Origin of the sequence: Synechococcus sp. BS55D, assembly GCF_004332415.1 — a bacterium.
Taxonomy (GTDB): domain Bacteria; phylum Cyanobacteriota; class Cyanobacteriia; order PCC-6307; family Cyanobiaceae; genus Synechococcus_C.
In genome coordinates this window covers 141,624-167,708 of the sequence record NZ_PHQT01000004.1, presented here as the reverse complement: position 1 = coordinate 167,708, position 26,085 = coordinate 141,624, and the positions used below count along the sequence as shown (strand labels likewise).

Here is a 26,085-nt window from a genome sequence, read left to right as displayed (position 1 = left end):
GTGGGCGCTGAGGCCAGGAGGCTTGGGAACGCTCAGTTCACAATCGCGAGGATGTCCTTCTCGGAGAGAAGCACGAACTCATCACCACCGAGCTTGATGTCGGTACCGGCGTACTTGCTGTAGAGCACCTTGTCGCCAACGCCGACTTCAGGAGCCTGGCGGGAGCCGTCGTCATTGCGCTTACCGGGACCCACCTGGACCACCTCGCCCACCTGGGGCTTTTCCTTGGCGGTGTCAGGGAGGAGGATGCCGCCGGCGGTTTTTTCCTCGGACTCGGAAACTTTGACGAAGACGCGGTCTCCAAGGGGCTTAACGGTGGAGACGCTGAGGGAAACAGCTGCCATGGGTGAATGCGAAAGCAGGGACAGGGGACGCGAAGCGCCACACATCGACACGAGCTAGCACTCAAGGTCGACGAGTGCCAACCTATGACCTGGACGACCGCCCCCGCCAGCCACCCGGCGTGCGGTTGACCGAACCCCTCCTGAGGCCGCCATTGCGGTGGTATGGTTGCGCCGCTCAGGAAGGGAATGCCTCCGGGCCTTGTCTGTGTCCATCGTTCCCTCAAACTCCTCCTTTCTTATGGCCGCTGCTGCTCCCGCCTCCGCCGGTTCCAAGGGTGTTGTCCGTCAGGTGATCGGCCCGGTTCTGGATGTGGAATTCCCGGCCGGCAAACTGCCCAAGATCCTCAACGCTCTGCGGATCGAAGGCACCAACACCACCGGTGAGAAAATCGCCCTGACCGCTGAAGTTCAGCAGCTCCTGGGTGACCACCGCGTTCGCGCCGTCGCCATGAGCGGTACTGATGGACTCGTTCGCGGCATGGAAGCCGTCGATACCGGCGCTGCCATCTCCGTTCCCGTTGGCGAAGCAACCCTCGGCCGCATCTTCAACGTGCTTGGTGAGCCTGTCGATGAGCAGGGTCCTGTGAACGCCACTGCCACGGCTCCGATCCACCGGGAAGCTCCCAAGCTCACAGAGCTGGAAACCAAGCCCAAGGTGTTCGAGACCGGCATCAAGGTGATCGACCTCCTGGCTCCCTATCGCCAGGGCGGCAAGGTTGGACTGTTCGGTGGTGCCGGCGTCGGCAAGACCGTGCTGATCCAGGAACTGATCAACAACATCGCCAAGGAGCACGGCGGTGTTTCCGTGTTCGGTGGCGTGGGTGAGCGCACCCGTGAGGGCAATGACCTCTATGAGGAGTTCAAGGAGTCCGGGGTGATCAACTCCGAGGACCTCTCCAAGTCGAAGGTGGCCCTTTGCTACGGCCAGATGAACGAGCCCCCCGGCGCACGCATGCGCGTGGGCCTCTCGGCTCTGACCATGGCTGAGCACTTCCGCGATGTGAACAAGCAAGACGTTCTGCTGTTCGTCGACAACATCTTCCGCTTCGTGCAGGCCGGCTCTGAAGTGTCTGCTCTGCTGGGCCGCATGCCCTCCGCTGTGGGCTACCAGCCGACTTTGGGCACCGATGTGGGCGCCCTGCAGGAACGTGTTGCTTCCACCGTCGAAGGTTCAATCACCTCGATTCAGGCCGTCTACGTCCCTGCCGACGACCTCACCGACCCAGCTCCCGCCACCACCTTCGCCCACCTCGACGCCACCACGGTTCTCAACCGTGCCTTGGCCTCTAAGGGCATTTATCCGGCTGTGGATCCCCTGGATTCCACCAGCACCATGCTCCAGCCCGCGGTTGTCGGCGATGAGCACTACCGCACCGCCCGCGCTGTCCAGTCCACCCTGCAGCGCTACAAGGAGCTTCAGGACATCATCGCCATTCTCGGCCTCGACGAACTCTCTGAAGATGACCGTCAAACCGTGGATCGTGCCCGCAAGATCGAGAAGTTCCTGTCCCAGCCATTCTTCGTGGCAGAGATCTTCACCGGCATGCCCGGCAAGTATGTGAAGCTCGAGGAAACGATCTCCGGCTTCAACCAGATTCTTGCTGGTGAACTTGATCACCTGCCCGAGCAGGCCTTCTACCTCGTGGGCAACATCGAGGAAGCGAAGGCCAAGGCCGAGAAGATCAACGCCGAATCCAAGTGATTCTGAGGGGGGTGTCTTGAGTACCCCCCAATCACTTGCTCAAAGTCGTCCGTTCTCCCCTCCGAACCAAGGTTCATGTCCCTCACCCTTCGCGTGCTGGCCCCCGACCAGAGCGTCTTTGATGGCAGTGCTGATGAGGTGATCCTCCCCAGCACCACCGGCCAGCTCGGCATCCTTCCTGGACACGTGTCCCTCCTGGCCGCTCTGGAGGTGGGCGTGCTGCGGGTGCGCAGCACCAATGGTTGGCAATCCATCGCTCTGATGGGCGGATTCGCCGAAGTGGAAGCTGATGACGTCACAGTTCTGGTAAACGCTGCAGAACTGGGCAGCAACATTGACGCCGGCAAGGCGGAAGCCGATCTGGACGCAGCACGGGCCGAAGTCAATCGCTTCGAAGGTCAGCCTGCTTCCCCAGAAAAAGTCAAAGCTCAGCAGAGCTTGGACCGTGCTCGCGCTCGCCTGCAAGCCAGCAAGTGATCGGCCCCATCCCTGAGTCTTGAACTCTGCGATGACCTGAACAGAAATTGTCAAACGACTCCCTTTCAGGGGGTCTTTTTTTGTTCCGAGCCCAGGCAATCAACAACATAAGGGCCACAAAAAACCCCGCCAAAGGCAGGGTTTTGATGCAGCAGATCGCGTCAAATCAAAGACAAAAAACCGATCTTGATCAAGCGGTACCGCAGAAGGTCACATCAGGGAACTTGAGCTTGGCTTCGTCAAGACTCTTGCCCTTGCCCTCTTCTTGCCAGTAGTTGATCACCTCGGTGGCTTTATTCAGCACTTCCACTCGCTCGTTGTCTGTAATCCAGCTCTTGGCTTCCAGCTCGGTTTTGAGCGTTTCCCAGGCATCCTCACGGGGCCAGAAGAAATAAGCCGTCAGGGGGCTGGGGCCACCGCCAACGATCTGATCAACGGCCAGAGCGACGTTGTCAGGGAGCCAGAGGATCTTCAGCAGGAAACGACCTTCATCGGCCTTTGGGGTGTAGCCGGAGGGCACTCCATCAGCATCAATCGTGGCGGTCGCCAGGGCAGCGCTGCCACCACGCATCACAGGACGGCCTTCCGTCGGCTCCTGGTCAGGGGTAGCCGTATCGCTTGCTGCTGCTGCGGTGGCGACCTCCTGGTCGGCGGCAGCGCCTTCGGAAACCGTCATGGTGTCAGCGCTCAAGAATTCAGGACAAACAACTAACCTACCAGCCGCCCGAGGCCCAACCGCCCTGACCACCCCTGAAGCCCCAGCCCGCTCCCCAGCCCGCTGCCTGCTGCTGTTTGATCTGGACGGCGTGATTCGTGATGTAGCGGGCAGTTACCGGCGCGCCCTGCAGTCGACGGTGGAGCACTACAGCGGCTGGCGACCGGAGCCCTCAGTGATCGATGCGATGAAAGGAGAAGGTCTCTGGAACAACGACTGGGACGCCAGTCTCGAACTGCTCAGACGGCACGCCGTCACACCATTGCCAGAGCGAGAGGCATTGATCGACGTGTTCAGTGGCTTCTACTTCGGCGATCAGGCGACCAGCGCCTCGGGAGCGGCCTCTCCTGAGGCCTGGAACGGGTACATCAAGGATGAACCGCTTCTGGTGGATGCGAGCTTCTTTGCAGAACTCAGCGACCTCGCCGTGGGCTGGGGGTTTGTCAGTGGTGCCGAACCCCCCTCGGCCCGCTTCCTGCTCGAAACCCGCCTTGGACTGACATCCCCCCCCCTGATCGCCATGGGTGATGCCCCCGACAAGCCAGATCCCACCGGCCTGCTCCAGCTGGCGAGCTCCCTGATCGAACAACCCCTTGGCCAGAACACGCCTCCAATCGCCTACCTCGGTGACACCGTCGCCGATGTGCAGACCGTCGTAGAGGCCAGACGGCGCTGGAGTGATCAACGCTTCTTCAGCCTTGCCGTTGCCCCCCCTCACCTGCAGGCCGTCGGCCAGGAACGCGCCCGGCATCACTACGAAGCCCGCCTAAGGGAGGCAGGTGCTGATGTGGTCCTGTCTCACACGGCTGCAGCACTGGAATGGTGCCGCGATCTGCCCCTCAACGTTCCATCGCAGCCGTGCTCTTGAGAGCAGCAGCGGTCAGGACCTCCCGCCCCATCGCAGTGACCGCCACGTCATCCTCAATCCGAATGCCAATCCCCTTCCAGCACTCTTCGATCGCCGGCTGACCCTCCGGCACGGGCAAACGATCACTCACGTACAACCCCGGCTCCACCGTGAGCACCATGCCTGGCTCGAGCTCCACAGGATGTTCGCCGAGTCGATAGGCACCGACGTCATGCACATCGAGGCCAAGCCAATGACCGGTGCGGTGCATGTAGAGATGGCGATAGGCCCCCTGTTCGATGATCGCGTCCGCTTCACCGACCAGAAGACCAAGCTCCAGCAATCCTTCCACCAGCACCTGCAGGGCGGTCTGATGGACATGCTCTGCGCTCACTCCAGGCCGCACCGCCTCAATCGCCCGCTCCTGAGCGGCCAGCACTAACTCATAAAGGGCCCGCTGTTCGCCCGTGAAGCGCCCGTTGATCGGGAAGCTGCGTGTGATGTCTCCGTTGTAGTAATCGGGCAGCGAACATCCGGCATCAATCAGAAGCAGGTCACCGTCCTGCAGGACGTCGCTATTGGCGATGTAGTGAAGAACGCAGGCATTGTCTCCACCGGCCACGATCGAGCTGTAGGCAGGCCCTCGGGCACCGGCTGCCAAGAAATGCTGCTCAATCAGAGCCTGAAGCTGCCGCTCGCCCATACCCGGTGCCACAGCAGCGCGGGCCAGCTCATGGGCCTCCGCTGAAATCCGGCAGGCCTCCCGCAGACGCTCCAGCTCCTGGGGCTCTTTACGCAAACGCAGGCGATGCAATAGGGGGCATGGAGCCACCAGACCAAGGGCTGCCGCTCCGCTTCGGGGAGCCCGATCGAGCTGGTCGGCCCAAGCCCTCAGCACCAGGGGCTCAACGGCAGCATGGCGACCGACTCGAAAGGCGATGCCCTCGGCACCCTTCAGATACTCCGGCAGACGCTCTTCCAGCTCATCGCGTGGATGGGCGATCTGCGCACCGAAATGCTCCACCGCCCCCTCACACCCCCAGCGACGGCCGGTCCAGACCTCGGCGCCTGCCTCCCGCGGATGCACGAACAACACAAAGCGCTCCCCTTCCGGACGATGCGGAAGCAGCAGCGCCACCGCATCCGGTTCATCGAAGCCGGTGAGATACCAGAAGTCACTGTCCTGGCGGAAGGGCCACTCGCAGTCAGCGTGATGGGTGACCAGGGACGCTGCCGGAATGACGGCCGCAGCACCGCCGAGCTGCTCAAGGAATCGTTGACGCCGCTCGGCATAACGCTGCTTATCAATCACGGCGGAGACAGAAGGACGGGGAAACGTCAGGATGGCAGGCAAAGCACCCGGGCATGACCAGCGACCTTCTGATCCTGATCCTGATGGTGGTGGTGGTACTCGCCGGATCCGCCCTGTGTTCGGGTGTCGAGGCAGCGTTGCTCACGGTCAACCCGGTGCGGGTGCATGAACTGACTGGGCGCAGTCGACCACCCGCCGGGGCGCGGCGGCTGGAACAGTTGCGTCAACGACTGGGACGCACCCTCTCCGTGCTGGTCATCGCCAACAACGGCTTCAACATCTTCGGCAGCATGATGCTGGGCGGCTATGCCGCCTGGGTGTTTCAGAAGAACCAGTTCAGCGAGGTGGCCCTTCCGCTGTTCTCGGTGGCCCTCACCGTGCTGGTGATCCTGCTGGGGGAGATCCTTCCCAAGGCGATCGGCAGCCGGCTGGCCCTGCCGGTCTCCCTTGCCAGCGCACCAGTGCTGCACTGGTTAGGGGTGATCATGCGCCCGCTGGTGCTGCTGCTCGAGCGCCTGCTGCCGGCGATCAGCGAAGAGAACGAGATCAGCACCGACGAGAACGAAATCAGACTCCTGGCCAGGCTTGGCTCCCAGAAAGGACAGATCGAAGCCGATGAAGCGGCCATGATCGCCAAGGTCTTTCAGCTCAACGATCTGACCGCCCGTGATCTGATGACCCCCCGCGTGGCGGCACCCACCCTGGAGGGGGCCCTCTCTCTCGAGCAGCTGAGACCCCAGCTGATGGCCCAGGCAGCCCCCTGGTGGGTTGTGCTTGGAGCCGAGGTGGATCGCGTTCTGGGGATTGCCAGTCGGGAGCAACTGCTGACCGCCCTGCTCGAGCAACGCGGACAACTGAGTGCCGCCGATCTCTGTGAACCTGTGGAATTCGTCCCCGAGATGATCAGGGCCGACCGATTGCTGACCAGCTTCCGTCGCGACAACAGCGGCGTCCGGGTGGTGGTCGATGAATTCGGAGGCTTCGTCGGCGTGATTGGCGCCGAGGCGGTCCTGGCGGTCCTGGCGGGCTGGTGGCGCAAGGGAGGCGTGGGAGGTCAGCTGGAATGACCGTCGCTGCCGCCTCTCGCCCAACCCTCGAACGCTGCCAGCTGCTGCTCCAGCAATGGCGCCAGACGCTGGAACTAACGGCGCGGGACCGCAGCCTGCTATCTGGCCATCTCCAAACCCTAGAGCGCCAGATGGAACGTCTCGCCCAGCGACGGTTGCGGATCGCCGTGTTCGGACGCGTGGGGGTTGGCAAGTCGAGCCTCGTGAATGCTCTCGTGGGGGAAGCGCTGATGGCCACGGATGTGGCCCATGGCTGCACCCGACGCCAGCAGGCGGTGACCTGGCCGCTGACCATCGAAGCGCTCGAAGCGGTCGAGCTGGTGGACACCCCAGGCATCGATGAAGTTGCCGCTGACGCCAGGGCCAGGCTCGCGGCTCGGGTCGCCTTGCAGTCAGATCTGGTGCTGATGGTGCTGGACGCCGACATCAGCCGGGTGGAGCTGGAGGCGCTCGACACCCTGCTGAGCTGGGGGAAACCGGTGCTGCCGGTGCTCAACCGCAGCGACTGCTGGCCGGAACCGCAGCGCCAGACCTTGTGCCGGAGCATCGAGACCAGAATTCGTGAACACTTAGCTGTCTCGGGGCTGTGCCGCACCAGTCGGCGGGTGCTGGCGCCGATCGCGGTGGCAGCTGCCCCCCGTGGGGCGGTGGTCCTCAGCGACGGCCGGGTGCGTAGCCGCCCTCTGCCAGCGGAGGTTGATGACCTGGAAACAGCCCTTCGCAGCCTGCTGAATGAGCAGGGGCAAGCCCTGCTTGTCCTCAATAGCCTGCGTCAAGCGGAACGGCTGCAGCAACGCCTTGAGGCGGGTCGTCTGCTGCGACGCCGCCAGGCGGCGCAGGGGCTGATCGGCCGCTACGCCGCCCTCAAGGCGGCCGGCCTGGCCGCCAACCCACTGATGCTGCTGGATCTAGCCGGTGGCTTGGCCTGCGACACAGCCCTGGTGGTGCAGCTCTGCCAGCTCTATGACCTACCGATGGGAGGACCGGGAGCGCGACGTCTGCTCCAGCGCCTGTCTGGGCACAACGCCCTGATCGGCGGAGCCCAGCTCGGTATCCAAGCCGCCCTTAGCGGAGTGCGACAGCTGCTGATGCTGGCGGCCCCCTTCACCGCCGGGCTCTCCTTGGCTCCCGCCGCACCCGTAGCCCTGGCCCAAGCAGCCCTAGCCGTACACACCACCCGTCGAACCGGTCGGCTGACGGCCCGCTGGCTGCTGGAGCAGAAGGGCCGAGGCAAGCGCTCTCGGCCCCTACCCGCCACCTTGCTGAGGCGCCTGGCCTGGCAGGACTCCACCCTGCAGCGCCTGCTTGCGGAGTGGCCTCAACCCCTGGAGAGAACGGCGGTGCAGGAGCTCCTGCCTTGAGCGATTCGCCCACGGACACAATCGCGCTGCTGGGGACCAGCGCCGACCCACCGACCCGGGGCCATCAGGCCTTACTCGAAGGTCTCTGCAAACAGTTCCCCAGGGTGGCCACCTGGGCCAGTGACAATCCCTCCAAACAGCATGTCATCGAACTGAACCAACGCCTGGAACTGCTCGGCGCCCTGGTGCAGGCGATCAATAACCCCCGACTGGAACTGGTGCAGGAGCTCAGCAGCCCCTTTGCGGTCACCACGGTGACCCGGGCCGAGCAGCGCTGGCCAGGGCTGGACCTCTGCTTTGTGGTGGGCAGTGATCTCATCAGCCAGATCCCCCGCTGGAAAGACGCCTCCACCCTGCTGGGCCGTTGTCGACTGGCGATCGTGCCCCGGCAGGGATGGCCCTTGCAGGACGCCGACCTCAAGCGCTTGCGCAGCCTCGGGGGCCGTCTTGAGATCCTGCCGCTCGGGATTCCAGGAACCGCCAGCTCCGAGATTCGCTCGCGAGCGGCAGCCTCTCAGATCCCCGATGCGCTGGAGCCGCTGCTGCTGAAGCACAATTTCTACGGTTTCACCCGCGGCAACGACTGAAGCGCCATGCGTATCGCCCTGGCCCAGATCAATCCGCTGGTGGGTGACCTCGCCGGCAATGCCAGGCGGATCCTCAGGGCCTGCCAGGACGCCCACCGTGCAGGGGCCGATCTGGTGGTCACTCCAGAGCTAGCCCTTTGGGGCTATCCGGCTCGGGACTTACTGCTGAACCGATCCCGCGTCAGCGCGCAGAGCAGGGAAATGGATTGGCTCAGCGGAGAACTCGCAGCCCTAGCTCCACACCTGGGGGTGTTGGTGGGCCTGGTGGAACCGGCCTCCGATCAACAGCAGCCGAGGCTGTTTAACGCGGTGGCCCTGATCCGTGGTGGTCACTGGAGGGTGGTGGGCCGCAAACAGCTGCTGCCCAGCTACGACGTCTTTGATGAAACGCGCTACTTCCGAGCCGCTGAAGGGCCCTCCGTGCTGGATTTCCCCACGGAAGAGCGAACCTGGCGCCTAGGTCTCACCATCTGCGAAGACCTCTGGGTGGATGGCTCTCTGCATGAAGAACGCCTGCGCGGACCGGACCCGATCGCTGCTTTAGCGGAACAGGATGTGGATCTGCTGCTGAATCTCTCAGCCTCCCCCTTCGGTCGCCACAAAACGAGCAAGCGTCAACAGCTGGCGGGGCAGGCAGCTCAACGGCTGCACTGTCCGGTGATTTATGTGAACCAGGTAGGCGGCAACGATGAACTGGTGTTTGACGGAGCCAGTTTCGTAGCGGTCCCAGCGCCGGAGCCCAGCGCGCCCGCCTTGCAACTGCCCAGTTGCAGGGAAGCGGTGCAGATCTGGGCGACGGACCAGCAGCTTGAGCGGAGGACGGCCCTGATCACTCCTTCAGAACAGAACGAGCTCGAGCCCCTCTTCCGTGCCCTGGTGCTGGGCGTGAAGGATTACGCCCGCAAATGCGGCTTCCAGCAAGCCTTACTTGGCCTTAGTGGCGGCATCGATTCGGCCTTGGTGGCGGTGATCGCCTGTGCAGCCCTTGGCGGCGAGCAGGTGCAGGGCCTGCTGATGCCGTCCCCCTGGAGCTCCAAGGGGTCGATCGACGATGCCCAAACGCTGGCAGAACGCCTTGGGCTCCGCACGCAAATCGCCCCGATCCAATCCCTCATGGATGGCTTTGCCACCACTCTCGAACCGGTGTTAGGGGGTCGACCGACCGATGTGACGGCAGAAAACCTGCAATCCCGCATCCGCGGAACCCTGCTGATGGCCATGGCCAATCAGCAGGGGCAGCTGCTGCTCTCCACGGGCAACAAATCGGAACTGGCCGTGGGCTATTGCACCCTCTACGGCGACATGAACGGCGGTTTGGCGGTGATCGGCGATCTCTATAAATCGAGTGTGTTCGCGCTCTGCGCCTGGCTTGACAGCGATGCCAGCCAGGCCTGCCGCCGCGACCTGGGGCTTCCCAGCGCAGGGGAGCTAGTGGGACGGGCGATCAGGGAGAAACCCCCCAGCGCCGAGCTCAGGCCCGACCAGAAAGACAGTGATTCGTTGCCGGATTACGCCGTGCTGGATCCGCTGCTGCGGGACATGATCGAAGAACGCTGCAGCCGCGAAGACCTGCTGGCCAGGGGCCATGCCACCGGCGATGTGGATCGTGTGCAACGGCTGTTCCAGCGAGCGGAGTTCAAACGCCGTCAGGCGCCGCCCCTTCTGAAAGTGAGCGGTCAGGCATTCGGAACCGGTTGGCGGCTGCCGATCGCGGCCGTCTGAGCCAGATTGAGGAGAGATTCCGGCAGCCATGGCCCACTCCGTTCTCTCCGCCCCGATGGCGAGCATCGGGGTGCCAACCGAGATCAAGTCGGATGAGCAACGGGTCGCCCTGACCCCAGACGGTGCGCGAGAGCTGGTGATGCAGGGCCTTGAAGTGCGTGTGCAAAGCGGCGCAGGGGCTGGCGCCGGCATCAGCGATGACGCCTTTGCTGCCGCGGGTGCCCGGGTGGTGGACCGTGAGGAGGCCTGGGCCGCCCACCTGGTGGTGAAAGTGAAGGAACCGCAGGAGGAGGAATTCCCATTCCTGCGAGATGACATGGTGCTGTTCACCTACCTGCATCTGGCCGCCTACCCAAAGGTGGGTCAGGCGCTCCTCGATGCAGGCACCACCGGCGTGGCCTACGAAACCGTGCAGCTGGAGAACGGCAGCCTGCCGCTGTTGGCACCGATGAGCGAGATCGCCGGTCGGCTCGCAGCCCAGGTAGGTGCCCGGCTTCTGGAACGACCGAACGGTGGCCGTGGCGTACTGATCGGGGGCTGCACCGGGGTTCGTCCAGCACGGGTGGTGGTGCTCGGCGCCGGCACGGTGGGCTGGAATGCAGCGCGGCTTGCGGCGGCGATGGATGCAGAGGTGATGCTGCTGGATCGCTCCCCAGAACGGCTGCGCAGCCTGGAAGCCGACCGGCGCGGACGCCTGATGAGCGTGGTGAGCAGCCGGGGATTACTGGAGCGACTGGTGCCAACCGCCGACCTGCTGATTGGTGCCGTGCTCACACCAGGGGGCCGAGCGCCGACCCTGGTGGACGAAGGCATGGTGCAGCAGATGAAACCGGGGTCAGTGATCGTGGATGTGGCGATCGACCAAGGGGGCTGCGTCGGCACCAGCCGGGAGACCACCCACACCGACCCAACCGTGACGATCCATGGGGTGCAGCACTACGCCGTGGGCAACATGCCTGGGGCCGTGCCTTTCACCTCCACCGAGGCCCTGGTCAGCGTGACACTGCCTTACATCCTCGGCATCGCTGGCCGCGGACTGGAGGAAGCCGTCACGGAGCGGCCCGAATTGCTTTCAGGCTTAAACACCGTGCAAGGCGCGGTCTGCCATCCCGGAGTCGCCAAAGCCCTGGGAGTGCCACCTCGCCACCCGATGGCCTGCCTGCGCTGACACGGGAAAGGAACGACTTCGTTACGCCAACGTACCACCGGAATCCAAGGCCAGGGGCTTGATGTAGAGCCACTCACCGCCGAGCTGCCTGTCTCTCCGCTGAAACAGGGAGGTTTCTTCCAACACGCCCCGATGCCCTCCGACCTGGAAGCTGGCCTTGAACTGCACGGTCCCCTCCAGATCAGCGGAGCCTCCACGCTCCACTGCGATGATTTCGAGCCCTAGCCAACGGGTCTGGCGGCAGCTTTCGCGCAGATCCTTGCGGCGCTTTGCGAGGGGTTCCCCAGGGATGGGATGGGTCTGAATCAGATAGTCGAAAACGGCGCAGGCATAGGCGGCGTAACGGGAACGCATCAGCTGCTCTGCGGTCTGCGCCTGCTGCTCGCCACGATGCAGAGGGCGGCAGCAGGCGGCAAAGGCCAGCCCAGAGCCACAGGGACAAAGCCATGAGCCTGTGGCAGCCGCGAATCCGAAACCAGCCGCCATCACTCAAGCCGATGCAGCGAGGGAAATGGACGCCGCAAAGAGGCCGGCGCAATCCCCTCGCGAAGGGCCAGCACCAGCCCGGCTGCCTCCGCGTAGGAGCTTGCTGATAACAGCTCAGCGACACCCTCCAGCCCCAAGGCCGACGCGCTGACCTTTAACAACGATGGGTTGGCCACCGCGATCACAGGGACCCTCCGTTCGAGGCAAGCGAGCACAGCCTCGCTTCCAAGGGCACCGTCCGGCACCACCACGGCACCCAATTGATCGGCGTGCAAGTCCTGGGGTTGGAGCTGAGTGCCTGAAGCGAGCAGCTGCGGAGCGCGACTCAATCCCACAAGCACGCAAGCCAGAAAGGTGTAGCCGAGCTCCTCGCCTGCAGCCCGCGGATCGAGCTGGGGATCGAGGGGCAAAGGCTGAAGGGCTGGTGCATGGGCACAGGGGATCTGGAGATGACGCACCAGCAGATGGCTGATCACCGCCTCCGCACCGGCCAGCACATCCACGCCGCTGCCGTGGCGATAGGCCGCCAAGGCTTCGCTTTCGGGATCCTCCGGAAATCGGGCTACGACAGCGATGGCAGTAGCCCCAGCAGCCTTGAGCTGCTCGCCCGCTCTCAGCAGCGCATCCGGACGCTCAAGCGTGCCCCAGCTGATGCCACTGGCGCCAAGCTCCAGATGCACACCAAGCGGCACTTCGGTGGTCAGCACCGGGCCAATCTCCAGGCCAAGAGTGGCCCGGCAGCCTTCAGCCACCTGCAGATGACGCTCGCGCAACCCCGGCTCAATCCCGGCATCCAGCAACAGGCCGATGCGCTGTTGCCGCACAGGCCTCAGGCTCCAAGTGCCTACAGCAAAACGATCGAGCCCGTAACCCTCCACGTAATGGATCCTTGGGTCGCGCCAGTAAAGGGCCGCGCCGTTCATCACATTCGGATGTGTGATCAAACAGCCGGATGCTGCCGCCAACAACCTGGCACTGGGCAGGGCATCACCGGCATAGCCACCGATGGCGCAGCCGATCCCAGTAGGAACCAACAGCAGAGTGGGCAGAGCATCCCCAGGAGCCAAGGCGGCACTCATGGGATCAGCACCGCCTCCACTTGCAACTGGAGCCCAGCCCCTCCTGCACTGGGCTCTGCGGCCGTAATGGCCCAGCGCAGGGGCTCACCGTGCACGCGCAGCTGATCGAGCAGCCATGGCCGCAGGCACTGGGCCTGCAGCTCAGCAGGTGCGCACATCGTCAAGCGAAGGGAGGTCAGCCTCACTTCTGATACTGCCCGAACTGCGCTTCGTAGAGCGCATCTTCCTGGCCAGCCACCACCTTGAGATCAGAGCGGGGATAGGACACGCAGAGCAGCGCGAAACCGTCCTTGCGCAGCTCCTCCTTAACGCCCATCGCATCGGGCTGATGCACCTCACCCTCGCGGATCTGGGCTGCACAGGTGGTGCAAACCCCAGCGCAGCAAGAACTCGGAATCAGCACGCCAGCCGCTTCAGCGGCGGCGAGCACCGTCTGATCGGCTCTGCACTGAAAGGCATGCTGCTGCCCATCCAACTCAACCGTAATGGTGTAGGTGCCCGCAGTGGTGTCGCTCATCCTTGCTGCCAGAAGAAGTGCCAGGAGCCAGCATCCTCTCAGGGCACAGGCCGTTGACAGGAGGTCCAATGCGAGGGATCGGGAGCCAAGTATTCAGGTGGGAGCCCATCAGCGACGGCCGTCAGCACAAAGTCGAAGCTGATCGAGACCCGCAATGCATCCTCAACGCTGTTCTCAAGAACACTGTGCTCGAGCCGGGAGGGGAACAACACCAGCAGACCTGGCTGGGGGGCCAAGGTCCAGCGCGTCTGATTGTGCGGATGATCGAGCGCAATTGGCCCCCCGTGACCGACGGCCAGGCCGGGCACCAGTTCATTGAGCTGGTGGGGCGCATGCAAACAAAGCGCCCCCTCCTGGGCGGACCCATCACCGCTTAGATAAAGCACGGCACTGAGATGCGCATTCGGATGGTGGTGGCGCCCCACCACCTGCCCCCACTCACTCAACACCGGCCAGCAACGCTGCAGATGAAGGGAGACACGGGTGAGGTCAAACCCAGTCGCCTCGAGATAGCGCCAGGCCTGCTGGGTAACCCAATCGGCGAGCGGAGCCACATCGGGATGACGGTGCAGTTGCCAGATGCCATTCAGGTCCCCAGTCCAGGCACAACCTGGACTGGGATTCCCGCTCGCCTCTCCGCGTAGCTGATGCAGCGTCTGCAGCAGGCCGGCATGGTCAAGGGGATCGAGCGGCAAATGCTCGGTTGCCACCAACGTGGGAAAGAGGGAATGGAGTTGGAGAACCATCGCTCCATCATCCAGCGCTGACAGTCAGCGCAAGAGACCATAAAAAAACCGGCCCCCAAGGGGACCGGTGAAGACTGATCGCTGGATTGCCGCAGGATCAGGCCATTGCTGCAGCACCGCCAACCACCTCAAGAATCTCCTGGGTGATGGCTGCCTGACGGGCCTTGTTGTAGTCGAGGGTCAAGGACTTGGCGAGAGCCTTGGCGTTGTCGCTCGCATTGTTCATGGCCGTCATGCGACTGGCCAGCTCTGAAGCCGCAGCTTCCTGCAGTGAGCGGAGGAGCTGATTCTGCAGGTAAAGGGGCAACAGTGCATTGAGCAACTGCTCAGGACTCTGCTCAAACACGATGTCGGAGGGAACAGCAGGCTGGGTATTACCCGGACCACTGCCGGTCTCGACTCGAAGCTGACCTTCCTTGGTGGTGAGGCGGAAGATCTCATCATCGGCCTCAGCAATTCCCTGAGGATCGAGGGGCAGCAAGGTCTGGACCACAGGCTTGCAGCTCACGAGGTTGATGAACTTCGTGTAGATGATCTCGACACGATCAGTACTTTCCGAGAGGAACTCGGCAAACACTTCATTCGCAATCGAGCCGGCTTCATCAGCCGTTGGCACCTGTTCCAGACCGGTAAACGTGGCCTGGATCGGGTAACTACGGTTGGTGAAGTAAGTGATGGCTTTACGGCCGATCAGCACCAAATCGACTTTGTAGCCCTGGGCCTTCAGTTCAGCGAAGCGCTGCTCGGTGCGCTTGATGATGTTGGTGTTGTAGCCACCGCAAAGGCCGCGGTCGCCGGTCACGGCCACCAGGGTGATGGACTCGACGGTGCGTTGCTCCAGCAGAGGGGCATCTGCATCTTCGAAGCGCATGCGGGCCTGAAGGTTCTCGAGCAGGCGGGCCAGCCGATCCGCAAAGGGACGGCTGCGCAGCACCTGCTCTTGAGCCCGGCGCACCTTGGCCGCAGCCACGAGACGCATGGCCTCAGTGATCTTGCGGGTGTTCTTGACCGATTTGATTCGGTCTCTGATCTCCTTGAGATTCGCCATGAGTGAAGATCCCTCAGTTGGCCGTGGCCAGCATGGTGGAGGTGACTTCAGCGATGGCCTCCTTGAGCATGGTTTCGGCCTCAGGGCTGAGAACCTTCTCGTCCTGAATCTTCTGAATGAACTCAGGCTTGTTGCTCTTGAGGTACTCGCGCAGCTCACGGGAGAACTGCACCACCTGATCCACGGGAACGTCGTCGATCAAACCCTTCACGCCGGCGTAGACGATGGCAACCTGCTCAGCCAGGATCAGCGGGCTGAACTGAGGCTGCTTGAGCAGTTCACGCAGACGCTTACCGCGGCCAAGCTGCTTTTGAGTGGCAGCGTCGAGGTCGGATGCGAACTGGGAGAAAGCGGCGAGCTCGTCGAACTGTGCCAGCTCGAGCTTGAGGGTACCGGCAATCTTCTTGATGGCCTTGGTCTGGGCAGCACCACCAACACGGCTCACGGAAATACCAACGTTGATGGCGGGGCGAAGACCTGAGTTAAAGAGGTCGGAGCTCAGGAAGACCTGACCATCGGTGATCGAGATCACATTGGTCGGGATGTAGGCCGAAACGTCGCCGGCCTGGGTCTCGATGATCGGCAGGGCGGTCATGGAACCCTTGCCCATCGCATCAGACAGCTTGGCGGCACGCTCAAGCAAACGGCTGTGGCAGTAGAAAACGTCTCCGGGATAGGCCTCACGACCGGGCGGACGGCGGAGCAGCAGAGACATCTGGCGGTAAGCCTGAGCCTGCTTGGTGAGGTCGTCGTAAATCACCAGCGTGGCCTTGCCCTTGTACATGAAGTACTCAGCAATGGAGGCACCGGTGTAAGGAGCCAGATACTGGAGGGCTGCGGCTTCGGATGCGTTAGCAGCCACAACGACGGTGTAGTCGAGAGCGCCGCGCTCACGCAGGACTTCGACGACGTTGGCCACGGAAGCGGCCTTCTGGCCGACGGCCACATAAACGCAGACGACGTCCTGGTCCTTCTGGTTGAGGATGGTGTCGATCGCAATGGCGGTTTTGCCGGTCTGGCGGTCACCGATGATCAGCTCACGCTGACCGCGACCGATGGGGATCATCGCGTCAATTGCGGTAATGCCGGTCTGCATGGGCTCATGCACCGACTTGCGCTGGATGATCCCAGGGGCGGGGGATTCGATCAGGCGGGTTTCGGTGGTGGCCAGATCACCCTTCCCATCGATCGCGCGTCCGAGAGGATTCACCACGCGGCCGAGAAGAGCTTCTCCAACGGGAACTGAAGCGATCTTGCCGGTGGCGCGAACGGTGCTGCCCTCCTGGATGCCATTGCCCTCGCCCATCAGCACGGCGCCGACGTTGTCGTCCTCAAGGTTGAGGGCGATGCCTTCGGTGCCGTCTTCGAACTCAAGGAGTTCACCGGCCATGGCCTGCTGCAAGCCGTACACACGGGCAATGCCGTCGCCAACCTGGAGGACGGTGCCCACGTTGCTGACCGATACGGACTTGTCGTAGTCCTCGATCTGCTGTTTGAGGATGGCGCTGATCTCGTCAGGACGGATGGAAACCATGGCGGGAAGTCCCTGCGGGGAGTGGTGGGTGGAGGAGCGATGAAGAAAGGTGGAAGGCTCAGCTCGCCTTGGCGAGCGACAAACCGAGTCGACGGACCTGACCGGCCAGGCTGGCGTCGATCACCTGGGAGCCCAGGTTCACAACGAATCCACCGATCAAACTGGGGTCAACGCTGAGGTCGATCTCGACCGTGCCGGATCCGACCATGGCCTGAACTTTGCTGGCCAGAGCGGCCTGCTGGTCATCGGTCAGGGCCTGAGCAGTGGCCACCTTGGCCAGAGAGATGCGGCGGGATTCCCGATAGAGGTCGAGATAGCGCAGCAGCACTGCATCAAACGCGGCCAAACGCTGACGATCTGCGAGCACCTTGAGAAGGTTGAGCAGAGAAGGCTTCAACTGATCACTCAAGAGAGTGGTGAGGGCCTTTTTCTTACTTTCAGGCTCGAGCACTGGAGAGGTCATCGCATCCCGGAGCTCGGCGGACTGGTCCCAGAGAGCGAGTAACTGCTTGCACTGGACTGCCACATCATCGGATTCCTTACGAGAATCCGTCACCTGAAGCAGAGCTTCGGCGTAAGGAGTGGCCAGGGAGTTGAGAAGGGGCATCAGGCGTCCTCCAGATTGGCAATGGAGGCATCAATGAAACGGGCTTGGCCCTGTTCATCGAGGCGACCAGGGAGATCAGCCAAAACCTTGTCGATGGCGGCAAGAGCCGCTTGACGACGGAGCTGCTCGGTGAGGCGGGCACCCTCAGCATTGAGATCGGCAAGGGCATCCTGTTTCAGGGCAGCCATAGCTTCGATCGTGCGCTTCTCACCATCCAGACGGATGGATTCGGCTCGCGCCTTGCCGTCTGAACGGATCTGCTCGGCTTTTTGCTGAGCAGCAGCCAAATCGGCCTGGGCCTTAGCCAGTTCAGCCGTCGCAGTTTTCAGACGGGTCTCGGCATCCTCAAGGTCGTGAAGGATTGCCTGACGGCGACGCTCCAGGATTCCACCGAGGAAGCCCTTAAGGAACCAACCGAGAACACCGATCACGATGACCAGGTTGATCAGGTTGGTTTCGAGTGGATTGAGGTTGATCCCAAATCCACCTTCGGAAGCAAGCAGGGAAAGAGAGAGCATCATCACGCTGCCAGAAGTCGTTGAATGATCTGGGAGCTGAGCTGATCGACCTGAGCCATCAGCTTGGCCTGCGCTCCTTCGCGCTCGGCCTCGATCTCGCGGCGAGCCTGCTCGCGGGTGCGATTGGCTTCTGTCTCAGCCGTGGCCAGAGCCTCGCGGTAGAGACGATCAACTTCCTGTTCGGCTTCGACAATGGCGGCTTGAGCCGCCTGACGAGCACCGCGGAGCTGATCGGTGAGATCGGCTTCCAGACGCTGAACCTGAGCCAGCTTCTGCTTGGCATCGGCACGGCTGGTGGAGATGTAACCCTCACGATCTTCCACGACCTTGCCGACCGGACGGAAGAAGAGGGAATTAAGCAGGAAGGTGAGGAGCACCACCTGAACCGCCATCAGCGGAAGGGTGGCATCGAGGTCAAAGAGACCTCCCTCCGGTACCCCTGCTTCAGCGAGCAGAAGCCAGGTCATGGAAGAGGAGCGCTGGGTGGAAGCGGGACAATGGATTCAGAAAAAGACTGGAGGAATCGCGCTTAAGCGATTCCTCCATACCTGAATCAGCCGGCGAAGGGGTTGGCGAACAGGAGCACCAGAGCCACAACCAGGCCGTAGATGGTCAGAGCTTCCATGAAGGCCAGGGAGAGCAGCAGGGTGCCGCGGATCTTGCCTTCAGCTTCAGGCTGGCGGGCGATCCCTTCCACAGCCTGGCCGGCTGCGGTGCCCTGGCCAATGCCAGGACCGATGGCGGCGAGGCCCACCGCGAGAGCGGCGGCCAGGACGGAGGCGGCGGAGGTCAGATCACTCATTGGTGGAAAGCGGTTGGGGTTGCGCAGGATGAGCGCGGAAAGGGCAGGGCGCGCCCGGGACACTCTTCCGAGGAAGAGTGGGCCCGGTTCCACCCGGACCTGCGCGCGAAGTGTTTAGCAGATCGCCGGGGACCGGCGAAAGGATGAAGCGGCCTAGTGGGCCTCTTCGTGCACAGCCTCACCGATGTAATTGGCGGCGAGAGTGGCAAAAATCAGAGCCTGAATGGCGCTGGTGAACAAGCCAAGGAACATGGCCGGCAGGGGCACGAGCACCGGCACGAGGAAGGCCAACACTGCCACAACCAGTTCGTCAGCCAGGATGTTTCCAAACAGACGGAAGGAGAGTGACAGGGGCTTGGTGAAGTCCTCGATGATCTTGAACGGGAGCATGATCGGCGTGGGCTCCACGTAGTACTCGAAGTACCGGAGGCCTTTGCGGCTCAGGCCCGCATAGAAATAAGAGAGCGACACCAGGAGGGCCATGGCCACGGTGGTGTTGATGTCAGCGGTGGGAGCGCCGAGCTCACCGTTGGGCAGTTCGATCAGACGCCATGGGATGAGAGCACCGCCCCAGTTGCACACAAAGATGAACAGGAAGAGGGTGCCCACAAACGGGAGCCAGTCGCGATAAGCCTTTTCGCCGATCTGCTCCCGAGCCAGATCCCGCAGATAGTCCCAGAGAAACTCCAGAAGGTTCTGCACGCCACGGGGGTCACGCTCCATCTTGCGGGTACCGCTGACCACGAGAGCCAGAAGCAAGCCGATCACAACCCAGGAGCTCAGAAAGACCTGGCCGTGAAGATTGAGATTGCCGATCTGCCAGTACAGATGCTGGCCCACCTCCAGTTCGGCGAAAGGAAGTGGGAAGGGCAACAGAGCCATGAATGCAGGGGGTTGCGCGGACTCAGGCGTCTGTGACGGCCTGAAGGATCAGGGCAGGCTTGTAGAGAAGAAAACCGAGAAAGGCAGGAAGCAGCTCCAGCTGGGGGAGGCGCGAAGAAGCCACAATCAGCAACATCGGTACCACCAGTTGAAACCGACCCACCTGACGGGATCCTCCGCCGAGCCGGGCCACGCTGCGGGCGAGCAACCGCAGGTACAGAAGACCTGCAGCAGCTCCCACCAACAGGCTGCGAGCCACCAAGAGGTCAAATCGCCAGGCTGCAAGCAAGGCTGCAACCAGAGAAAGGATCAAGGTGGCCAGCATCAGGCGTCGTTGGAGCCTGGCGTAGTCCTCCATTCCGTTGTCGACCTGACCTGGGGACAGAGCCGTTTCGGTGGAGGACAGAGCCTGCAAACAACGCCTGAGAAAGCGCGCGGAATCTATCACGCGTTCACAGGTCACCCCCCCAGGGGAGCCTGGAGCAACAGCAGACGTCTTCGCCACAGATCCCTTGCAGTGGAGGCGATCTCTCCCTCAAGTTCAAGGGATTGAAGCGCTGCTCCCGGTTGGGCCTCCACCGCCTTTAGGAGCGCCAAATCTTGATCGCTGAGAGTGAGTGGTTCGAGGTCGGGTCCCAGAAGACTCGCCGAAGGCCACCCCCAAAGACAGGGCTGCACCTCTCCTGCAGCCTCCAGCAGGCGACTGTCCTCTGTCCAGGACTCGGGATGGACCGGTTGACGGCTCACGAAGAACTCGAAATGGCTGATGTCTGGATCCAGCTCCTCCACCAGGGCCCACTGCTCACGAGGTGCAAGGGAACGGGCACGCTCCAGGAGCTCACCCTCCAGCAGCCGGGCAGGATCCCAGACCGAAGGATTGGAGAAACCAGCGAAATGGAGGCCGGCCGCCTCGATGAGCGCCATCAAACCGGTGAGGTTGTAACTGGTCTCCTGAGGATGCAGATACATGTCGGCGAAATTCGCCTCCGCCACGGTGTCAAGCGCCCAGCGCTGAGCGTGGTGCCGTCGCAACCGGTTCGTCTCTGGAAGCACCTCGAAGAGCTCTCGGCCGAGCCTGAGCCCCTCGGCTCCGTTCCCCACCGACAGCAGCTCGAGCGCTCTCTGGCAGCGATGGATCTCCCAACGCCCACCATCCGCGTAAAGAAACAGGTGAAGCAGACCGTCATCAGCCAACAATCCGGCCAGCGCCTGCAATCCAGCGAGGGGGTCGCGGAGGTGATGCAGCACCCCGACGGAATTGATGTAGTCAAAAGGCCCCTCACCAGCAAGGTCAAGCAGGCTGCGCTGCTCTTGCCGTAGAGACGCAACCTGCCCGGCACCACCGGAGCGGCGCAGACGTTCGCGCGCCACCTCCAGAGCACCAGCACTGATATCCACCGCGAGCACCTCGGCTCCGGGATTGAGGTGGCAGAGGTAGTCGGTGCTGACGCCGGTGCCACAGCCTGCATCGAGCAAGCGGCTCGGGCGTTGCCCATTCCCCTGGGGACGCACTTGACCATGGACAGCCGCTTCAACACTGCGCAGGCACCACCGCCAGTTGTATCCGGGCGGCGGGCCATCCTGGAGGGGATCTCCTGGATAGGGAAAGCGGTCGTAGAAGGCGCTCACCACCGGCGTGGCGGCGTCACTGAAGCTGTCGTGCATGCGCTACTGGATGGACGGGACGCCGGCAGGGGCGTGCGGCGAGCTTTTCATGGGCAAGGGCGGAATCCGAAGAAAACGACCAGCCCCTGCAAACATTTGTTCATGCCGTTCCTGGAGGCCTAAAGACGAGCCGTAACGTGGCCGGATCCGGCTTGCTTTCGTTCATGACCGTGACCGCCAGCAGCGGCAGCCCCAGGGTCTCCCCCCAGCTGTTCGACACCCTGCCGCTCTCCAGCGTTCGTCAGGCTGAACAACAGGATCGCTTCCCCGACGGAGCGGAACTTGACAACCTGGTGACCTTCTTCAGGAGCGGCAGCGACCGCCTGGAGGCCGCCCAGGTGCTTGCCGCCAATGCTGAGGCGATCGTTGCCCGCGCCGCCAACAGGATCTTTGTGGGTGGAACCCCACTCTCTTTCCTGGATGCACCGTTGAGCACCGGTGAATCCGGCGGTCCTGGCCGAGAGCTACTAGCGGCCGACCAAGCGGCTTTTGCCCAGTCGATCGAGACTTTCACCGGAGCAGCAAGCTCCACCAGCCGTGGGAACTTTTTCTCCCGGCTTCTCCAGGGCGGCGGCGAAGAAGCCGACGTGCGGGTGGTGCTTCCCACAGGCTTCAGCCCCATCAGTGTGGCCAAATACGGCCCAGATCGGATGCGCAAGTCGATCCGTGATCTGGGCTGGTTCCTGCGTTATGTGGGCTATGCGCTCGTAGCTGGCGACCCCAGCATCCTTGCCGTGAACACCCGCGGGCTGCGTGACGTTCTTGAAAAGGGCTGCTCACTGGCGGCTACAAACGTGGCTCTCCAGGAAATGCGCGCTGCCGCTGCAACCCTCCTGAAAGAGCGCCCGGAAGCCCGGCGTCTCACCGTGCAGTGCTTCAACGTGCTGCTCGAAGAACTCTCCATTCCAACCCCGTCCGCACGCCAGCGACTGGGCAGTCCTGAAAATCAAGGCCTGCAACTGCCTGCGATCTATGCCCTGGCCGCCAAGGGCAAAGCGCTGCGGTACACGATGAAGCCGGCCATGACCGGTGCCCAAAAGGCCGAGGTAGTCCGTGCTGCTTACCGCCAGGTGTTCGAGCGCGACATCAGCAAGGCCTACTCCCAGATGCCCTGCCCAGTCGAAGCCACCCAGGTGCGACAGGGCGACATCTCCATGCGCGAATTCATCCGCAGCCTGGGTCGGAGCAAGGAGTACAGGCAGCAGTTTTACGCACGCTTCTCGAACAGTCGGGCGGTAGAACTGGCCTTCCGCCACTTCCTCGGTCGCGGCATCAGTTCCCGTGAGGAATTCACCCGCTACTTCGACATCGTGAGCGCTCAGGGGCTCAACGGACTGGTCGATTCCCTGGTCAACACCATGGAATATGCGCGCGTTTTTGGCGAGGAAACAGTCCCCTTCCTCCGCGATCTCGGCGAGGAAGCTCAGGAGAGTGCCGGCTGGGGATCCAACCGCAAGCTTTTCCGCTTCAGTGCACCGTTCGAAGGAGCACCTCAGTACGTCACCCTCTACGCCTCCTACCGCCAACCCTTCGGAGACCAGCACGTCTACGGAGGTAGCAATGACCCTCTGGGCCTCCAGTACGGGGCGATCTTCCCTTCAGCCACAGCCTCCGTGGCCACGCGCCCCGCACCGTTCGGCTACGACAGCCGACGCATCCTTGTGGGCAATGGCATGCGTGAACCAGGCCAGATGGCGAGCCCCCAATTCCGCGGCAGTCAGCCCCGCCGCGTCGGCCCGAAGGTGATGCGTCTGCAACAGATAGCAACGGGCGGAAGCTCCATGCCACGCCGCGCCGGTCAGCCCAGTGTGCGCGGCACAGAATCGAGCACCCAGGCCGTCATCAATGCGGTGTACGTGCAGGTGCTCGGTAGCGCTGGCTACGCCGGGGAGCGCAACAAGGTCGAGGAAATCAAGCTCGAGAACGGCGACATCAGCCTTCGCGAATTCGTGCGCCAAGTGGCTCGATCTCAGGCCTTCCGTCGTCGGTACTGGAGCGGCCTCTACATCACCAAGGCCATCGAGGTGATGCATCGTCGTCTGCTGGGTCGACCCACGTTCGGACGCTGGGAAATCGATGCTCTCTTCGACACCGCAGCCCGCCATGGCTTCTACGGAGTTGTGGATGCTCTGATCAATAGCCCGGAATACAACGACTGCTTCGGTGAGGACACCGTTCCCTACGAACGCTTCATCACTCCCACCGATCTCCGCAGCCGCAGGGTGCCCGCTCTCAAACGGCCAGTCGATCTGATCGCCGCCTCGGCGGCAACGGCCTATCAGCGTCCCAACGTGCCCAAGTCACCGACCCTGCGGACCACCGGTGACCTGACCAACCGCAATCTGCCTGCCCGACCTCTGGTCCGCGGTAACTGGAGCGTGGCACTCAGCGGTGGGCAATTCGCTCAATCGAGCACAGGCCAGAGCCAGGGCCCAGACAGCGTGCGCAACCAGCCCACTCCAACCCGTCGCTGGAGTGAACCTCGCTGGCAGCCAGGCGTTGGCCAGGTTCGCAGTTGGAGCAGTGGCACCAGTGCCGCACCAATTCAACCCCTAGCTCAGGTGGGATCTGCCCCAGCGATCTGGAGCAGCACCGGCAGCAGTGGTGGATTCGGCTTGCCTGAAACTGCCGAAACGGCCATGCGCAAGGCCCTTGAGGGCGCCAGCCCCTCTGGCATGAAACGACGGGCTAGCCAAAACCGTCCTCTCCGTCTGGCGGAAGCAGCCAGCACCAGCGAAATCGAGGCGGCGATCCAAGCCGTTTACCGACAGCTTCTCAACCGTATGCCGGTTGAGGCTGAGCGCCTTGGAGACGCTGAGTCCCTGTTCACCCAGCGTCGACTGAGCGTGGCTGAATTTGTGGCCCGCGTCAGCGCCAGTGAGCTTTTCCAGCAGCGGCTTTGGCGAATGGCACCCCTGCGTGCTGCCGCCGCAGCCCACATCGCACTCCTGGGTCGCGCTCCACTTCCCCGTGAAGTCAGCGCTTTCCTGGCAACCCGAGCCAAGCATGGCCAACAGGCTGCGATTGATGATCTGCTGAACTCCAAGGCCTATGCCAGCAGCTTCGGAACCGATTCCATTCCCTGCTTCCAGGGAATGGTGAGCCTGGACGGCACCACTACGGCAACAATCAACCGTGGTGCAGCCCTTTATGGGGGCAATGCAGCCCTTAACCCACCCCTGAAAGGCGCCATCTAAGCCCTAAAGCCGAGAGAAGGCAAAAACGCCCCACGCCCATCCCGGGCGTGGGGCGTTTTTGTCACAAATAGCGAGCAATTTTTGTGAAAATTATGTCAGAAACACGCCATACCCTATTGCTGAGCAACGTCCGCCAGATCCCTTGCACCGCAATGACTCTTAAGCTTTACCGTCGCCGTGAAGAACTGTTACCGGGGCAGCGATTGCCTCTCAGCGTTGGCACAGAATGCTGTGGCGATCGGGCACACTGGTCGCGTCAACCACTCACCGGATATCGGTCTCCTACGGGCGGCCGCTTGTTTCGAGGCAGAACTGCATGAGCATCGTCTCCAACTCGATCATCAACGCGGACGCCGAAGCCCGCTATCTCAGTCCTGGCGAACTCGACCAGATCAAGGCCTTCGTGGCCGGCGGTCAGCGTCGTCTTCGCGTCGCCCAGGTTCTCAGCGAGAGCCGTGAGCGCATCGTGAAGCAGGCCGCAGGCCAGCTTTTCCAGAAGCGCCCTGACGTCATTTCCCCCGGCGGCAATGCCTACGGCGAGGAAATGACAGCCTCCTGCCTGCGCGACATGGACTACTACCTCCGTCTCGTGACCTACGGCGTGGTCGCTGGCGATGTCACTCCGATTGAAGAGATCGGCGTGATCGGCGCTCGCGAAATGTATCGCGCCCTCGGCACTCCCCTGGAGGCCATGGCCGAAGCGATCCGCGAAATGAAAGCCGTTGCCATGAGCATTCTCACCGGCAGCGATGCCGAGGAAGCCGGCACCTACTTCGACTATGTGGTGGGCGCTCTCGCCTGATCACAAGCCGTTTTTCAGCCTTTTCGCCCTCTTCACGGATCCATGCAAGACGCCATCACCAACGTCATCAATAAGTCGGATGTCCAGGGTCTTTACCTGGACACCACTTCGATGAGCAACCTTGAGAGCTACTTCGCCAGCGGCGAACTCCGCGTCAAGGCTGCTGCCACCATCAGCGCCAACGCTTCTGCGATCATCAAGGACGCTGTCGCCAAGGCTCTGCTCTACACGGACATCACCCGTCCCGGCGGCAACATGTACACCACCCGTCGCTATGCAGCTTGCATTCGCGACCTCGATTACTACCTGCGCTATTCCACCTACGCCATGCTGGCTGGTGACACCTCCATCCTGGATGAGCGTGTTCTGAATGGCCTCAAGGAGACCTACAACTCTCTGGGAGTGCCCATCGGCGCCACCGTCCAGGCCATTCAAGCCATGAAGGAAGTCACTGCTTCCTTGGTTGGTCCTGATGCAGGTCGTGAAATGGGTGTTTATTTCGATTACATCTGTTCCGGTCTCGGGAACTGAGTCTCATGCGGTTGTTCAAAGTCACCGCCTGTATCCCCTGTCCTGAAAAAGTGCGTAGTCAGCGTGAGCTGCAAAACACCTTTTTCACGAAATGGGTTCCCTACGAGAGCTGGTTCGCTGAGCAGCAGCGCATCATGAAGCAAGGGGGGCGGATCCTTAAAGTTGAGCTCTGCAGCGGTCGCCCTCAGGTGAACGTCGGCAACTGAACCTGAAGCCTCCTCAGATTCTTGAAAAGCCCGGTCTCTGACCGGGCTTTTTTGTCTTCTACGACTTGGCAAAATCCCCTTGAGACGGCTGAATGGAGCATCACCATTTGTCTCTCCTTCCTTGACCAGCACCAGTGCGATTTCCAGAAGGAAACCACGCACC

Annotated in this window: 29 protein-coding genes; 12 read left to right on the top strand and 17 right to left on the bottom strand. The window is 62.4% G+C overall.

The window, feature by feature from the left end; translation table 11 throughout:
- Nucleotides 1-32: 32 nt before the first annotated feature.
- Nucleotides 33-344, bottom strand: coding sequence for a co-chaperone GroES (groES, locus tag CWE16_RS10170; protein WP_131456874.1), 312 nt, complete (start codon nucleotides 342-344; stop codon nucleotides 33-35).
- Between the two features lie 238 nt (nucleotides 345-582).
- Here groES and atpD point away from each other — a divergent pair, with 238 nt between their 5' ends.
- Nucleotides 583-2,046 carry a F0F1 ATP synthase subunit beta gene (gene atpD / locus CWE16_RS10165; protein WP_131595168.1) on the top strand — a complete coding sequence of 488 codons (1,464 nt, stop codon included), beginning with the start codon at nucleotides 583-585 and terminating at the stop codon, nucleotides 2,044-2,046.
- Between the two features lie 75 nt (nucleotides 2,047-2,121).
- Complete coding sequence (atpC, locus tag CWE16_RS10160; RefSeq protein ID WP_131595166.1) at nucleotides 2,122-2,523, top strand: ATP synthase F1 subunit epsilon; 402 nt, start codon at nucleotides 2,122-2,124, stop codon at nucleotides 2,521-2,523.
- Nucleotides 2,524-2,713: 190 nt separating this feature from the next.
- Here atpC and CWE16_RS10155 read toward each other — a convergent pair whose 3' ends face one another.
- Entirely contained in the window at nucleotides 2,714-3,199 is a 486-nt protein-coding gene (locus CWE16_RS10155; protein WP_131595164.1) for a 30S ribosomal protein PSRP-3, read from the bottom strand.
- Between CWE16_RS10155 and CWE16_RS10150 the strand changes: the two genes are divergently transcribed.
- Nucleotides 3,198-4,106: a TIGR01548 family HAD-type hydrolase gene (locus CWE16_RS10150; protein ID WP_131595162.1), complete on the top strand. Its 909-nt coding sequence runs from the start codon at nucleotides 3,198-3,200 to the stop codon at nucleotides 4,104-4,106. The genes CWE16_RS10155 and CWE16_RS10150 overlap by 2 nt on opposite strands.
- Here the strand turns inward: CWE16_RS10150 and CWE16_RS10145 are convergent.
- Nucleotides 4,078-5,439 (bottom strand): aminopeptidase P N-terminal domain-containing protein, encoded by a 1,362-nt coding sequence (locus CWE16_RS10145; RefSeq protein ID WP_131595160.1) that lies wholly within the window; start codon nucleotides 5,437-5,439, stop codon nucleotides 4,078-4,080. The two genes, CWE16_RS10150 and CWE16_RS10145, sit on opposite strands and share 29 nt — an antisense overlap.
- Nucleotides 5,440-5,450: 11 nt before the next feature.
- On the opposite strand from CWE16_RS10145, the gene CWE16_RS10140 reads away from it, so the two are divergent.
- Genes CWE16_RS10140 through ald form a run of 5 tightly spaced genes read left to right on the top strand, consistent with a single transcriptional unit; the run spans nucleotide 5,451 to nucleotide 11,302 of the window.
- Entirely contained in the window at nucleotides 5,451-6,464 is a 1,014-nt protein-coding gene (locus CWE16_RS10140) for a CNNM domain-containing protein (RefSeq protein ID WP_131595158.1), read from the top strand.
- Nucleotides 6,461-7,825, top strand: coding sequence for a GTP-binding protein (locus CWE16_RS10135; protein WP_131595156.1), 1,365 nt, complete (start codon nucleotides 6,461-6,463; stop codon nucleotides 7,823-7,825). Before CWE16_RS10140 ends, CWE16_RS10135 begins: the two co-directional genes overlap by 4 nt.
- Entirely contained in the window at nucleotides 7,822-8,412 is a 591-nt protein-coding gene (locus CWE16_RS10130; RefSeq protein ID WP_131595322.1) for a nicotinate-nucleotide adenylyltransferase, read from the top strand. Before CWE16_RS10135 ends, CWE16_RS10130 begins: the two co-directional genes overlap by 4 nt.
- Before the next feature lie 6 nt (nucleotides 8,413-8,418).
- Nucleotides 8,419-10,134, top strand: a complete 1,716-nt coding sequence (locus tag CWE16_RS10125; protein WP_131595154.1) for an NAD+ synthase — start codon at nucleotides 8,419-8,421, stop codon at nucleotides 10,132-10,134.
- Nucleotides 10,135-10,162: 28 nt separating this feature from the next.
- Nucleotides 10,163-11,302 carry an alanine dehydrogenase gene (ald, locus tag CWE16_RS10120; RefSeq protein WP_131456856.1) on the top strand — a complete coding sequence of 380 codons (1,140 nt, stop codon included), beginning with the start codon at nucleotides 10,163-10,165 and terminating at the stop codon, nucleotides 11,300-11,302.
- A gap of 21 nt (nucleotides 11,303-11,323) precedes the next feature.
- Here the strand turns inward: ald and CWE16_RS10115 are convergent, their stop codons facing one another.
- From CWE16_RS10115 to CWE16_RS10055, 14 genes are all read right to left on the bottom strand, one after another.
- On the bottom strand, nucleotides 11,324-11,788 hold the full coding sequence (locus CWE16_RS10115) for a YchJ family protein (protein ID WP_131595152.1): 465 nt from the start codon (nucleotides 11,786-11,788) through the stop codon (nucleotides 11,324-11,326).
- Nucleotides 11,788-12,867 (bottom strand): DUF3326 domain-containing protein, encoded by a 1,080-nt coding sequence (locus CWE16_RS10110; protein WP_131595150.1) that lies wholly within the window; start codon nucleotides 12,865-12,867, stop codon nucleotides 11,788-11,790. Before CWE16_RS10110 ends, CWE16_RS10115 begins: the two co-directional genes overlap by 1 nt.
- On the bottom strand, nucleotides 12,864-13,025 hold the full coding sequence (locus CWE16_RS12175) for a hypothetical protein (RefSeq protein ID WP_201737991.1): 162 nt from the start codon (nucleotides 13,023-13,025) through the stop codon (nucleotides 12,864-12,866). Before CWE16_RS12175 ends, CWE16_RS10110 begins: the two co-directional genes overlap by 4 nt.
- Nucleotides 13,026-13,048: 23 nt before the next feature.
- Entirely contained in the window at nucleotides 13,049-13,384 is a 336-nt protein-coding gene (locus tag CWE16_RS10105; RefSeq protein WP_131595148.1) for a 2Fe-2S iron-sulfur cluster-binding protein, read from the bottom strand.
- A 38-nt stretch (nucleotides 13,385-13,422) separates the two neighbouring features.
- On the bottom strand, nucleotides 13,423-14,130 hold the full coding sequence (locus CWE16_RS10100; RefSeq protein WP_131595146.1) for a putative 2OG-Fe(II) oxygenase: 708 nt from the start codon (nucleotides 14,128-14,130) through the stop codon (nucleotides 13,423-13,425).
- A gap of 97 nt (nucleotides 14,131-14,227) precedes the next feature.
- Entirely contained in the window at nucleotides 14,228-15,178 is a 951-nt protein-coding gene (locus tag CWE16_RS10095) for a F0F1 ATP synthase subunit gamma (protein WP_131456846.1), read from the bottom strand.
- Between the two features lie 13 nt (nucleotides 15,179-15,191).
- Nucleotides 15,192-16,712, bottom strand: coding sequence for a F0F1 ATP synthase subunit alpha (gene atpA / locus CWE16_RS10090; RefSeq protein ID WP_131456844.1), 1,521 nt, complete (start codon nucleotides 16,710-16,712; stop codon nucleotides 15,192-15,194).
- 58 nt (nucleotides 16,713-16,770) lie between these two features.
- Entirely contained in the window at nucleotides 16,771-17,319 is a 549-nt protein-coding gene (atpH, locus tag CWE16_RS10085; RefSeq protein ID WP_131456842.1) for an ATP synthase F1 subunit delta, read from the bottom strand.
- On the bottom strand, nucleotides 17,319-17,840 hold the full coding sequence (locus tag CWE16_RS10080; protein ID WP_131595144.1) for a F0F1 ATP synthase subunit B: 522 nt from the start codon (nucleotides 17,838-17,840) through the stop codon (nucleotides 17,319-17,321). Before CWE16_RS10080 ends, atpH begins: the two co-directional genes overlap by 1 nt.
- A complete protein-coding gene (locus CWE16_RS10075; RefSeq protein ID WP_131595142.1) occupies nucleotides 17,840-18,304 on the bottom strand; it encodes a F0F1 ATP synthase subunit B' in 465 nt (154 codons plus the stop codon). The genes CWE16_RS10080 and CWE16_RS10075 overlap by 1 nt, the downstream gene beginning before the upstream one ends.
- 86 nt (nucleotides 18,305-18,390) lie before the next feature.
- Nucleotides 18,391-18,639: an ATP synthase F0 subunit C gene (atpE, locus tag CWE16_RS10070; protein ID WP_006911576.1), complete on the bottom strand. Its 249-nt coding sequence runs from the start codon at nucleotides 18,637-18,639 to the stop codon at nucleotides 18,391-18,393.
- Nucleotides 18,640-18,792: 153 nt separating this feature from the next.
- Nucleotides 18,793-19,521: a F0F1 ATP synthase subunit A gene (atpB, locus tag CWE16_RS10065; protein ID WP_131456836.1), complete on the bottom strand. Its 729-nt coding sequence runs from the start codon at nucleotides 19,519-19,521 to the stop codon at nucleotides 18,793-18,795.
- 22 nt (nucleotides 19,522-19,543) lie between these two features.
- Nucleotides 19,544-19,879, bottom strand: a complete 336-nt coding sequence (locus CWE16_RS10060; RefSeq protein WP_131457105.1) for a hypothetical protein — start codon at nucleotides 19,877-19,879, stop codon at nucleotides 19,544-19,546.
- A 101-nt stretch (nucleotides 19,880-19,980) separates the two neighbouring features.
- Nucleotides 19,981-21,186: a class I SAM-dependent methyltransferase gene (locus CWE16_RS10055; RefSeq protein ID WP_131595140.1), complete on the bottom strand. Its 1,206-nt coding sequence runs from the start codon at nucleotides 21,184-21,186 to the stop codon at nucleotides 19,981-19,983.
- Between the two features lie 164 nt (nucleotides 21,187-21,350).
- Here CWE16_RS10055 and CWE16_RS10050 point away from each other — a divergent pair, with 164 nt between their 5' ends.
- The 4 genes from CWE16_RS10050 (at nucleotide 21,351) to CWE16_RS10035 (ending at nucleotide 25,922) form a co-directional block, all read left to right on the top strand.
- Complete coding sequence (locus tag CWE16_RS10050; protein WP_131595137.1) at nucleotides 21,351-24,383, top strand: phycobilisome rod-core linker polypeptide; 3,033 nt, start codon at nucleotides 21,351-21,353, stop codon at nucleotides 24,381-24,383.
- Nucleotides 24,384-24,699: 316 nt separating this feature from the next.
- Nucleotides 24,700-25,185: an allophycocyanin gene (locus tag CWE16_RS10045; protein ID WP_131456833.1), complete on the top strand. Its 486-nt coding sequence runs from the start codon at nucleotides 24,700-24,702 to the stop codon at nucleotides 25,183-25,185.
- 42 nt (nucleotides 25,186-25,227) lie between these two features.
- Nucleotides 25,228-25,716 carry an allophycocyanin subunit beta gene (apcB, locus tag CWE16_RS10040; RefSeq protein WP_131456831.1) on the top strand — a complete coding sequence of 163 codons (489 nt, stop codon included), beginning with the start codon at nucleotides 25,228-25,230 and terminating at the stop codon, nucleotides 25,714-25,716.
- Nucleotides 25,717-25,721: 5 nt separating this feature from the next.
- The gene (locus CWE16_RS10035) at nucleotides 25,722-25,922 is read left to right on the top strand and encodes a phycobilisome linker polypeptide (protein WP_131456829.1); all 201 of its coding nucleotides are present in this window, start codon (nucleotides 25,722-25,724) and stop codon (nucleotides 25,920-25,922) included.
- Nucleotides 25,923-26,085 lie beyond the last annotated feature (163 nt).

Excerpts from the sequence above, each read along its gene's own strand:
- CWE16_RS10075 (WP_131595142.1), bottom strand. The coding sequence starts at position 18,304 with ATGACCTGGCTTCTGCTCGCTGAAGCAGGGGTACCGGAGGGAGGTCTC.
- atpE (WP_006911576.1), bottom strand. The coding sequence starts at position 18,639 with ATGAGTGATCTGACCTCCGCCGCCTCCGTCCTGGCCGCCGCTCTCGCG.
- atpD (WP_131595168.1), top strand. The coding sequence starts at position 583 with ATGGCCGCTGCTGCTCCCGCCTCCGCCGGTTCCAAGGGTGTTGTCCGT.
- CWE16_RS12175 (WP_201737991.1), bottom strand. The coding sequence starts at position 13,025 with ATGTGCGCACCTGCTGAGCTGCAGGCCCAGTGCCTGCGGCCATGGCTG.
- CWE16_RS10125 (WP_131595154.1), top strand. The coding sequence starts at position 8,419 with ATGCGTATCGCCCTGGCCCAGATCAATCCGCTGGTGGGTGACCTCGCC.
- CWE16_RS10060 (WP_131457105.1), bottom strand. The coding sequence starts at position 19,879 with ATGGAGGACTACGCCAGGCTCCAACGACGCCTGATGCTGGCCACCTTG.
- CWE16_RS10150 (WP_131595162.1), top strand. The coding sequence starts at position 3,198 with ATGGTGTCAGCGCTCAAGAATTCAGGACAAACAACTAACCTACCAGCC.
- atpA (WP_131456844.1), bottom strand. The coding sequence starts at position 16,712 with ATGGTTTCCATCCGTCCTGACGAGATCAGCGCCATCCTCAAACAGCAG.
- apcB (WP_131456831.1), top strand. The coding sequence starts at position 25,228 with ATGCAAGACGCCATCACCAACGTCATCAATAAGTCGGATGTCCAGGGT.
- CWE16_RS10080 (WP_131595144.1), bottom strand. The coding sequence starts at position 17,840 with ATGATGCTCTCTCTTTCCCTGCTTGCTTCCGAAGGTGGATTTGGGATC.
- CWE16_RS10055 (WP_131595140.1), bottom strand. The coding sequence starts at position 21,186 with ATGCACGACAGCTTCAGTGACGCCGCCACGCCGGTGGTGAGCGCCTTC.
- CWE16_RS10115 (WP_131595152.1), bottom strand. The coding sequence starts at position 11,788 with ATGGCGGCTGGTTTCGGATTCGCGGCTGCCACAGGCTCATGGCTTTGT.
- CWE16_RS10100 (WP_131595146.1), bottom strand. The coding sequence starts at position 14,130 with ATGGTTCTCCAACTCCATTCCCTCTTTCCCACGTTGGTGGCAACCGAG.
- ald (WP_131456856.1), top strand. The coding sequence starts at position 10,163 with ATGGCCCACTCCGTTCTCTCCGCCCCGATGGCGAGCATCGGGGTGCCA.
- CWE16_RS10135 (WP_131595156.1), top strand. The coding sequence starts at position 6,461 with ATGACCGTCGCTGCCGCCTCTCGCCCAACCCTCGAACGCTGCCAGCTG.
- CWE16_RS10155 (WP_131595164.1), bottom strand. The coding sequence starts at position 3,199 with ATGACGGTTTCCGAAGGCGCTGCCGCCGACCAGGAGGTCGCCACCGCA.
- CWE16_RS10095 (WP_131456846.1), bottom strand. The coding sequence starts at position 15,178 with ATGGCGAATCTCAAGGAGATCAGAGACCGAATCAAATCGGTCAAGAAC.
- atpB (WP_131456836.1), bottom strand. The coding sequence starts at position 19,521 with ATGGCTCTGTTGCCCTTCCCACTTCCTTTCGCCGAACTGGAGGTGGGC.
- CWE16_RS10050 (WP_131595137.1), top strand. The coding sequence starts at position 21,351 with ATGACCGTGACCGCCAGCAGCGGCAGCCCCAGGGTCTCCCCCCAGCTG.
- atpC (WP_131595166.1), top strand. The coding sequence starts at position 2,122 with ATGTCCCTCACCCTTCGCGTGCTGGCCCCCGACCAGAGCGTCTTTGAT.
- atpH (WP_131456842.1), bottom strand. The coding sequence starts at position 17,319 with ATGCCCCTTCTCAACTCCCTGGCCACTCCTTACGCCGAAGCTCTGCTT.
- CWE16_RS10045 (WP_131456833.1), top strand. The coding sequence starts at position 24,700 with ATGAGCATCGTCTCCAACTCGATCATCAACGCGGACGCCGAAGCCCGC.
- CWE16_RS10110 (WP_131595150.1), bottom strand. The coding sequence starts at position 12,867 with ATGAGTGCCGCCTTGGCTCCTGGGGATGCTCTGCCCACTCTGCTGTTG.
- groES (WP_131456874.1), bottom strand. The coding sequence starts at position 344 with ATGGCAGCTGTTTCCCTCAGCGTCTCCACCGTTAAGCCCCTTGGAGAC.
- CWE16_RS10035 (WP_131456829.1), top strand. The coding sequence starts at position 25,722 with ATGCGGTTGTTCAAAGTCACCGCCTGTATCCCCTGTCCTGAAAAAGTG.
- CWE16_RS10140 (WP_131595158.1), top strand. The coding sequence starts at position 5,451 with ATGACCAGCGACCTTCTGATCCTGATCCTGATGGTGGTGGTGGTACTC.
- CWE16_RS10105 (WP_131595148.1), bottom strand. The coding sequence starts at position 13,384 with ATGAGCGACACCACTGCGGGCACCTACACCATTACGGTTGAGTTGGAT.